10 protein-coding genes are annotated in these 8,910 nt (G+C 66.2%); 1 reads left to right on the top strand and 9 read right to left on the bottom strand.

Features of this window, described 5'->3' with window-relative positions:
* Positions 1–361 (top strand): hypothetical protein (locus tag PLE19_23140; protein ID HPD17844.1); only part of this gene is annotated, 361 nt, incomplete at its 5' end.
* A gap of 67 nt (positions 362–428) precedes the next feature.
* Here the strand turns inward: PLE19_23140 and PLE19_23135 are convergent.
* The 9 genes from PLE19_23135 to PLE19_23095 all read right to left on the bottom strand — a co-directional run bounded on the left by PLE19_23135 (position 429) and on the right by PLE19_23095 (position 8,636).
* Entirely contained in the window at positions 429–1,367 is a 939-nt protein-coding gene (locus PLE19_23135; protein HPD17843.1) for a hypothetical protein, read from the bottom strand.
* Positions 1,368–1,381: 14 nt separating this feature from the next.
* Positions 1,382–2,287: a site-specific DNA-methyltransferase gene (locus tag PLE19_23130; protein HPD17842.1), complete on the bottom strand. Its 906-nt coding sequence runs from the start codon at positions 2,285–2,287 to the stop codon at positions 1,382–1,384.
* A 442-nt stretch (positions 2,288–2,729) separates the two neighbouring features.
* On the bottom strand, positions 2,730–2,894 hold the full coding sequence (locus PLE19_23125) for a hypothetical protein (GenBank protein HPD17841.1): 165 nt from the start codon (positions 2,892–2,894) through the stop codon (positions 2,730–2,732).
* Between the two features lie 426 nt (positions 2,895–3,320).
* Positions 3,321–3,998: a sugar transferase gene (locus PLE19_23120; GenBank protein ID HPD17840.1), complete on the bottom strand. Its 678-nt coding sequence runs from the start codon at positions 3,996–3,998 to the stop codon at positions 3,321–3,323.
* Between the two features lie 325 nt (positions 3,999–4,323).
* Entirely contained in the window at positions 4,324–4,716 is a 393-nt protein-coding gene (locus PLE19_23115) for a PilZ domain-containing protein (protein ID HPD17839.1), read from the bottom strand.
* Positions 4,717–5,149: 433 nt separating this feature from the next.
* Entirely contained in the window at positions 5,150–5,797 is a 648-nt protein-coding gene (locus PLE19_23110; GenBank protein HPD17838.1) for an EpsI family protein, read from the bottom strand.
* A gap of 20 nt (positions 5,798–5,817) precedes the next feature.
* Complete coding sequence (locus PLE19_23105) at positions 5,818–7,347, bottom strand: exosortase/archaeosortase family protein (GenBank protein HPD17837.1); 1,530 nt, start codon at positions 7,345–7,347, stop codon at positions 5,818–5,820.
* Entirely contained in the window at positions 7,340–7,678 is a 339-nt protein-coding gene (locus PLE19_23100) for a hypothetical protein (GenBank protein HPD17836.1), read from the bottom strand. Before PLE19_23100 ends, PLE19_23105 begins: the two co-directional genes overlap by 8 nt.
* Complete coding sequence (locus tag PLE19_23095; GenBank protein ID HPD17835.1) at positions 7,671–8,636, bottom strand: DUF3473 domain-containing protein; 966 nt, start codon at positions 8,634–8,636, stop codon at positions 7,671–7,673. Before PLE19_23095 ends, PLE19_23100 begins: the two co-directional genes overlap by 8 nt.
* Positions 8,637–8,910 lie beyond the last annotated feature (274 nt).

The raw sequence follows: 8,910 nt of genomic DNA, 5'->3' as shown, positions 1-8,910 counted from the left end.
ACTATCATCGCACACTGGCCTCAACTTGGAAAGATGTGCTTCACCGGACGGTTACGTCGTAGCGTCCGTGCACCCGGAGAAGCTGTGCGAGGCCATTGCTCACAGGACAAGGAGACACCAGGATCGCAGCGGCGGGTTTGACAACCAGGGAGTAACCCAGGAGTTGGCAGACGTCCATCAGCCGGGGCTGTCTTGCCTTGCACTCGACGAGCACGAGCAGGGCGGAACGTGGCTTCACCACAATGCCAACTACATCGATCTGGATGTCCCACAGGTCGCTCTGGGGAAACTGCTCAACGAGATCGAGTTGACGGATGACGCGCGACAGGGAGACGCGATGGCAGTCGCGCGCAAGCACTGAGGACCGCGGGTACCGGCCCTGCAAGTAGCGCTGCAACCACTGGGTCACAGGCTCATACAGGCTGTCTTCATTCGTTCGCATTTTCATCTTCATCTTCGATGAAGGTGAGCTGGGGCGATTTCCTGCCCTGCTGGCAGCCCATCGCGACGCAGACCTTGAAGGCTGCGTTGAAATGACGACGAACTGCGCAAGGCAGCCTCTCGCTGCCCTCGTCCGGATGTCTGGGCTTCCTGTTGCGGACCTTCCTGACCTTGGGGTTGCACAGGCGCTGCGAGCCGCGCGCGTGCTCCTCATTCCATCTGGCCAGCTCTTCGAAGAGAAGCTGCTTGAACCGAAACCCGAACCCTATCGGTCTGAAATCCTCCGCGAAGATGCGCATCCGATGCTCCTTCGCCCACGAGCCGCCGCCCTTGGGCGCTCTCGTGTTGGGATGGCCCCAAAGGATCTCTTGCACTGGCACCCCAAGGCGCACTTGGAGGAGGTGGCATACCTGGATCGGAAGCGTCCAGTTATCATGCTGGAATTGGATCACAATGCGCTGCCGGCCCTCGGGCTGCATGTAATGGTCCGCGGCACTTGGTTCGGCTGAGGTGTCGGCGATGCCGCGGAGGAATTCCTTCAACATGTCCTCAGGCGCAGATCGGATGGCCTCATGCACCTCGAACTCCCGATAGCTGGTCTTGTAGTCACACAGCAGTTGCAGGTTCCGCCAGGACATCGTGTTCTTGGTGAAGACCGCCTTGAGCGCGACTTCGTGTTGCAGGCGCTCCACCTCAATATCCACCTCAAGGAGCTCGTTGATCCTGCGCCGCACGTCATCCAGACATAGGCGCAGTTCGGTCTCGCGGTCGAACGACAGGGCGCTGCCAGGCAATGTGTTCATGCTATCGAGGCGGTATGGGAAACGGATCAGGAGTCGGCGAATGTCTCCCTCTGTCTGGAACATGCCGCGAGCCGTGATCATGCCCAGCAAGTACGCCACATCTGGGTCAAGGTAGTCTACCACGAAGGGGCATCCCCTCAGTGTAGCTTGCGGGGTTTGGAGGGCTTCTGAAAGATCAGTAGGAACTCATGGGCGCGGTTGATTCGGAATACGGAAGGGTATCCCAAGGGCCGCATGTTGTTATACTCCCTCCTCCTGTCCCAGATGATCAAGTCGTCGTATGTGAACCCGATCCCGACCATGTGGCGCGCCAAGTCACTGTGGAACGGGTAGAAGACATCCTTCTTCCTGATGTCCATCACATTCACTACACAGTACTTGCCGGGTCTCAGCACACGCAGAACGGCGGTGAAGATGTCACATAGGGCACCTATGAAGCCCCAATAGTCCGGAATTCTCGAGATGTCCGCGTCCGCCGCTCCATAGTCGCGCGTGTCCTTGCCATCGGCCGTGCGCCTCCTACTCAGAATATCCCAATAGGGCGGCGAGGTGACGCAGAGGTCGACGGAGTTCGGCTCCAGGTACTCCTCAAGGCGTCTGGCATCCGCCTCGAGAATCCGTACCTGTTCTGCGTCCGCCTCGTCCTGCTGGCCCACTTGCATGCCGGGGAGCATTGCCTCATCACGGATGCGCTGCCGGGCCAGTTTCACGTACTCGGAACAGACCTCGAATCCGATGCCAGCCTTGCCCATTCGTCGTGCGGCCACAATGGTTGACCCGGATCCGAGGAATGGGTCGAGGATAACCCGGTCCTCTGCACTGGTAAAGGACTCGATGAGCCGTTCCACGAGTGCGGTAGGAAACATCGCGGGGTGCGCAAGGCGGCGCTCTGCCGGCGTCTTATCTATATCGCTCCAGATACTGATTGAGTTCCGCTGCCAAGCCTTGCCATCCAGATCATTTGCCCTGCGCGCGCATTTTCGGCGCGGCGCCAAGGCCACCGCCTCCACGGGGAGGAGTATCTGTCGTTCTATGTCGCCCATTGGGGTTATCCGACGGCCGGTATGTCTCACACACAACAACGCCAATCATAGGGGCGCAGTTTCATCTTGTCAAGCGTCGACTCAGCAAGTTGTCGGGTCCGCGTATTCACGCGGAGGCGGCGTCGCGCGTGCGCGTGGCCCGTCTGACGCTCACCTTCGGCGGTGCTGGGTCGGCCGGCCTGGGCGGCTTGCGCAGTTCGGACGGCACGGGCGGGAAGTCGTCGGCCCGGAGGAAGTGCGGACCCTCCAGCGCTACATGGAGCAACTCGGCCTAGTCCGGGTGCTCCGCCAACATCGGTTCAGCGTGGCCTCATCAGGCGTAACGAGCCATGTGCGTTTGAGTTGGACGCCTGAGTAGCGACAAGGGAGCGGGCTTTCCTGGAGGAAAGGCCCCCTCCCCGCGCCCCTCCTGCAAGGGACTCCCCGAGCGGGTGACCCGGCCTCATTCGTCGTATGGGGACTCTTGCTGGCCAAGCGCCTTGGGCGGCTCGGCGTGAGGCGACCAGAGCGTGTCGGTGAGGTAGATGCCAATGCCGTCGGCGGGCAGCGTGGCACCGCGCGGCCCGAGCGCGCGGCTGACACGAATTTCGCAGACGACGAAGGGCACGCCTACGATCTCAATGCCAATCAGGTTGAGCGCGAGGGGCGTGGCCTGGCCCGAGCCTCCCGGGCTGCCGTTGCGGGTGTCGCCATACTGTATCAAACCTGTGGGGTGGGAATGATCCAGTATGGAGGGAATGGGTGGAATCGGCGATTCTCGCCTGTCTACCCATTCCGGGGCTCTCGGGAGCGTGAGCCAGTATGGGTGGAAGGGCGAGAATGGGCGATTGGCGGTCGAGTGGGCGTGGGAGGCTGTCTCAAGACCCACCCGGGCTGCGAGGCCTGCGATTCCGCCTGGGGGCGAGGAGGAGGCGGTGTGACGGAGGGCATCGTGGGCAACGAGCGCGCCCGTAAGAATAGGCGGACAGGACACTTGGGGCGCCTGGCCTCGCGGCGGCGGGCGCGGCTGGAACGTGTCTGGTGCGGTGGACGCTCAGGCTCGGGGGCGTTGGGCCGGGCGGGCGCGGAAGCCGAGCATGCGGGCCGCCGTGGCGGCGATGATCTGCAAGTCTATACGCCAGCCCATGTTGCGGATGTACTCGCGGTCGTAGTCGAGCTTGATCCGCACGTCGTCGAGCGTGAGGTCAGAGGGGTGGTTGACCTGGGCCCAACCCGTGATGCCCGGCCGGACGGCGAGGCGGGCCGTGTAGTGGGGAATCTCGTGGCGGAACTTCTCGACGAAGACCGGCCGCTCGGGACGCGGGCCGATGAGGCTCATATCGCCCCGGAGCACGTTCCAGAACTGCGGCAGCTCGTCGAGATGGGTCCGGCGCAGGATGCGGCCGAGCCAGGTCTCGCGGGGGTCGTTTTCGGTGGCCCACACCGGGCCGGTTTCGGCCTCGGCGTTGGGGACCATGGTGCGTAGCTTGATGATCCTGAAGATCTTGCCGTCCATTCCCACCCGCTCTTGCAGGTAGAACGCCGGGCCGCGGGACGTGAGCTTGACGAGGATGGCGAGGGCCAGCGTGACGGGGGCGGCGATGAGGACGCCCGGCAGGGCGAGCAGGATGTCCATCGCGCGCTTGAACTCGGCGTAGCGCTTGCGGAAGAAGCGGAGGTAGAGCGCCCCGGCTCCCGTGCCGAGGACGACGATCGTGGCTGGTTCAGGCATCGTCTATACCCTTGCCATCTTCCTCTGAAGTGAATGCTTGCAACTGCCGTGCCATTGCCTTCAAGGCCCGCCAGCGTGTTGCCCGTCGGGGCGGCCTGACGCAAGCACGAAGTCTGCCGAGACTTGCGACCGTGAGGCCGCAGCGGCGCGCGAGGCCGCCTGGGGCGAACCTCCGCTGTGAGAGAGCGAGTGTCAAGTCATCCGCACGAGACTGTCTGTTTTCCCAGAACATCGGGCACTAAGCCGCCTCAGGAGCATGCCGCTTGTGCCGCCATGCTCTCGGCTGGGGGCCTATGGTGGAGGGGCTGGCGAAGGGATGTGGACCTCAGGTGGCGCCGAACAGATCGTCTACCGTGGACAGGTCCACCCTGGGTCGGCCGGTGAACTGCGCGGCGACTCCCCATACTTCGCCGTTCGTCGCATGGGAGTTCGCCTGGCACTCCATCCGTTCGGCGCGCAGCACGCGGGCGGTGCCCGAGAGCGAGATGGTGGCTTCGGAGGGGTTGCCGCGTCGCGGGACGACGATGTTGATGGTAACCTCTTGCTGGGGTTGGAGATCCTGCATGGCGGCGGTCTGGAAGTAGATGCCGCCTGGGCTCACGTTGCGGGTGATGCCGGCGTGGGAGACAACTGCCCCCGACTTGGTCCTGAGCGTGAAGACCATGGGGACAGAGAGTTCGAGGCGACGGTATCGCCGCCGCTCTGAGGCTGGCCTCATGGGGGCACTCATCGGGCGCTCTCCCGGCGGGGGCCCGGGGACAACTGTCACGGGTGAACAGTCGGTTGACAGTGCCCCGCGCATGGTTTTCACATGCGGCCATGCCACTCCGCCTGAGGGTAATGTTAGCAATAATCATGCCGGCCGCGCCGTTTGGCGCACGTAACCTGGCCGATCAAGCTAAATGCAAGCCAAAACACTACTTAGGAACGGGATGCCCCGTGTCGAGGGCGCTGGCAGTTCCGGCACCGACGTGCCTGGCGGGTGGTTCGGTGTCTGCGTCCTCAGACGCTTTCGGGCGGGCTGGCGCGCCTCAAGCCAATGCCAGGCCATGAGATGCGGAGGGCTTGCCCCTGCGAGGGGCCTGTCACGGTTTGCGAACAGTCGATCGGCGGGCTGGACGTGTGCGGGAGCTGCCGCAAGCACCGCGCGGTCAGGGAATGGCCACATCAACGGCAGGCATGACTTCGGCCGCGAACTTGACGAGTTCCGCCAGCACTTCTCCCTCGAAGTCGGCCTTGCTGAACTCGGCCCTCACCTGAACCAGGCTGCACGAGCAGCCGCTTCTGGCGAGCCGCGCCTTGAGGGCCTCCCACTGGAACCCAAGATAGCTGGGCGTGTTGATTGCGCCGGCCTTGTACCAGTAGAGCATCCACAGGCGTGTCCCGCCACCCCGCACGAACTGGCGGCGGTTGACGACCCGCTCGCAGTCCCCGACGCGCACGGCGATCGTGTCCTTGAGCGTCTCGGTCCAGCCCGAGCCCGTGTAGCAGAGCTCGGGAGGGTGGACGGCGTTGGGGTTGTCCTGAGCCGAGACGATGGTGAGATCGCACGACAGCAGCGCCCCGCATCCGTAGGTGCGGGTGAAGATCGAGTCGGTCTGGAGGATCTCCTCCTCCTCTTTGCTGCCGCCGCGGTCGGCTCCTTCGGCCACCCACTTGCCGAGTCGGCGCGGGATGGCGCTGCCGATCGCCTGGAGGTCGGCCGGCGGCGGCGCGCTGTAGTTCAGATAGAGCGCCAGCGGCGCCACAAGGGCCAACGCGACGCCGGCGACCGCGTAACGCTGATTGAGGGTGCGCATGGGGGGCCCCACTGTAGCGGTCAGGCCACCGCGGCGGAACCGGGGGCGTCCGGCCTGGCCGGCGCGGCCCCGCTGTCGAACCGCATGAGAACACGCTCGAAGGCGAAGAACAGCACGAACGCGACGGCGAAGATGCCGAGGCCGGTCGTATCATGCACCCACCCGTCGGGGCGCGCCACCGCCGAGCCCCAACGGCCGGCCACGACCGTGAGCGTGACGATGCGCCACATGTTCGCCAGCAGCGCCACGGGCACCCCGGCGAGGAAGAGCACGATCTTGTGGCGGGGCGAGAGCTTCGCCAGGTACGCCAGCAGCGCCCCGAAGGTCAGGAGCGCGATCAGCGACTTCAGCCCGCTGCACGCCTCGGCCACGGTCAGCAGGTCCTCGGTGCCGTCCGGCAGCCGCCAGGTGACGTTGCTGCCGCTTCGCGTCACCGCGTACGGGTGAAGGCCCGTCGCGTGAAGGGCGTTCACCACCCGCACCGTGCCTGCCGTGGCGAACATTTTGAGCGGGAACGTGAAGCGGTTGAGCATCCACATGGACATCGGGATCATCGAGACTGTGAACACCAGGGGGAAGATCAGCACCTTGCTGATCGCCCGGCCGTAGAGGAAGAAGATGAGGCCCGCCAGCACGATCACGAAGCTCACGCCCTGAAGCGAGCCGCGGCGGAGGTAGGAGCCGAGCAGCAACAGCAGCAGTCCGAAGGCGAGGGTCGCGATGCCCACGCCCCGCAGATCGCCCTTGGGCTCGAGCTTCGCCAGCCGCGCGCGGTTCATCCACACCAGCCACAGCGTCACGAACGGGATCAGGTAGCCATGCGAGTAGTAGGAGCTGCCGCGGCTCCACTCCCACTCCATCCAGTTCAGCTCGGGGATGAATGCGGCGAAGAACAGCCCGCACAGCAGCGCGGGCGCCACGCGCCGGCTCCACAGCCACACCTGGAGGCCGGCCAGGAGCGGCATGGCGAACTCGCGGTACGGCGGGTAGGGCCCCGCGTGCACGCGGTGGAAGCCGAGCTTCGGCATCATCGCGGCCACCGCGTCGAACGTGGGCAGCAGGTACATCAGCACGATGATGCCGGAGGGCCAGTAGCGCGCAACGTAACCCAGCGGCCCGTCGGCCCGGAGGCTGAACGGGTCGGCGGCCGGCGCGCCCGCTGCGCCGGCCTCCGCCGGACGGGCCTCGGCGGGAGCTTCACCAGCCGGCCCCGGCACAGGGGCCTGGCCCTCGGGTGCCGCGTCGCTCGCCGGCGCGTGGCTGGCCGGCAGCGGCTTCAGCACCAGCGTGAGGTAGAGGTCGAGCACGGCGGCGCACAGGGAGCCGAAGAGGAAGGCCGCGGGCTTGGCCCACGTCGCGGGCCAGCCCAGGCGCGGGTGCAGGGCGGGGAAAATCACCTGCTCCATCGCGTAGCCGGACACCCAGAAGGCCGCGGCCGCCATCAGCAGCCAGCCCACCTCGTCGCGACGCTGGCGCTTGGCCACGCAGTAGGCCCAGCCGCCGAAGACGGCAAGGCACACGATGTCGAGGAATGCCGCCAGGCTACCCATTCGCCGCGTCTCCGGGTGGCCGCGATGTCGGGCCGTCCGCTCCGCGCGCCGCGGGGGGCACGAGGAGGGTGAGGTACAGGTCGAGGATCAGCGCGCACAGGCCGCCGGCGATGAAGCCGGCCGGTTTGCGCCACGCCGCCGCCCAGCCGAGCTTCTCGGCCAGGTAGCCGAAGCCGAACTCCTGCATCAGGTAGCCGGGCACGAAGAAGGCCGCCGCTGCCGCCAGGAGCCAGACGATCTCATCCCGACCCCTCTGCTTGGCCACCAGGTAGGCCCAGGCGCCGAAGATCACGAGACACACCACGTCCAGCAGCCCGGCGATCCTATCCATTCGTTCGCACTCCGGCGCCGGAGGGGGGAGTCGCCCCGGCGTGCTCGTCCGCCCATCGCTCCACCACGGCCGCCGCGGTGCTGAAGGCCAGGTTTCGCAGGAGCCGCCGCAGCTTGGCGGCCGTGCGGTGCAGGCCCACGTAGTGGCGGAAGCGGCTCGTACGCCGTAGCGGCAGGCGCGGTTGCTCCGGGTCCAGCTCCCACGGGTGGAAGTAGAGGATCGCCGGGTGCCTCTGGCGGTTCACTCGCCGCAGCGCCGCCAGGATCAGCCGCGCGGGGAACAGCCGCAGATAGCCTCCCCCCGCCACCGGCACGTTGCAGCCGAAGACCCGCAGCGTCGTGGGCGGGAACTCGATGAGCGCCGGGCGGCCGCCGGCTGAGGGTCTTGCGCCCGCGCCCTCGCGCCCGGCTCCGCCGTCCTCACGCGTCGCTCCCGTCGCACCGTTCAGCTCGTGAAGGAAGCGCGGCGCGGTGGGGATGCCATAGCGGTCGTGGCGGATCGGGAAGATGCTGGAATCGTAGCGATAGCCCGCCTCGGCCAGGATGCGGACGGCCCACCGCGAGCGCTCGGTGATCGAGAACGTGGGCGCGCGGTAGCCCAGCACGGGGCGCCCCGCGAGGTCCTCCAGCAGCGCTCTCGAGCGCGTCACATCCTCGCGGAACTCGTCGGGGGTCTGTTCGAAGATCATCTTGTGCTCGTACCCGTGCGAGGCGATCTCGTGGCCCGCCGCTGCAATGCGGCGGACCAGCTCGGGGTGCCGCTCGGCGTTCCAGCCCAGCACGAAGAAGGTGCCCCTCACCCCCGTCTCGTCGAGCAGCGCCAGCACGCGCTCGGTGCTCGCCTCGAGCCGCGACGGCATGGCCGCCCAGGCGTCGCGGGAGATCACCCCTTCGCAGTCCTGCACCTGGAAGTAGTCCTCCAGGTCGCAGCTCAGGGCGTTCAGCATAGCCGTGGGCATTCGGTGCGGAGCGCTCCTGTTCGCTTGGTTGGGTCTCGTCTGCGGCGGCTCCTTTCCATAGTACCCTGCCCATGAGCCGAAGTCAACCGCTGCTTCCTGACACCCCCGGTTTCGATCTCTGAGCTACTCTGAGCCCCAACGGGGCGAGATAGGAGGCACGCGCAAGGCTCTCTCGCCCCTTCAGGGTTGGCCCCGGGGCGGCTTAGGTCCCAGGGCTTGGCCCTGATCTTCGCCCACATGTCAGGGCCTTGTAGCCCGCGAACGCGGGCGACCG

The organism is Planctomycetota bacterium (genome assembly GCA_035384565.1).
Classification (GTDB): Bacteria; Planctomycetota; PUPC01; order DSUN01; family DSUN01; genus DAOOIT01.
Note: the sequence above shows the minus strand (reverse complement) of the source record. Positions and strands in the feature narration are given on the sequence as shown.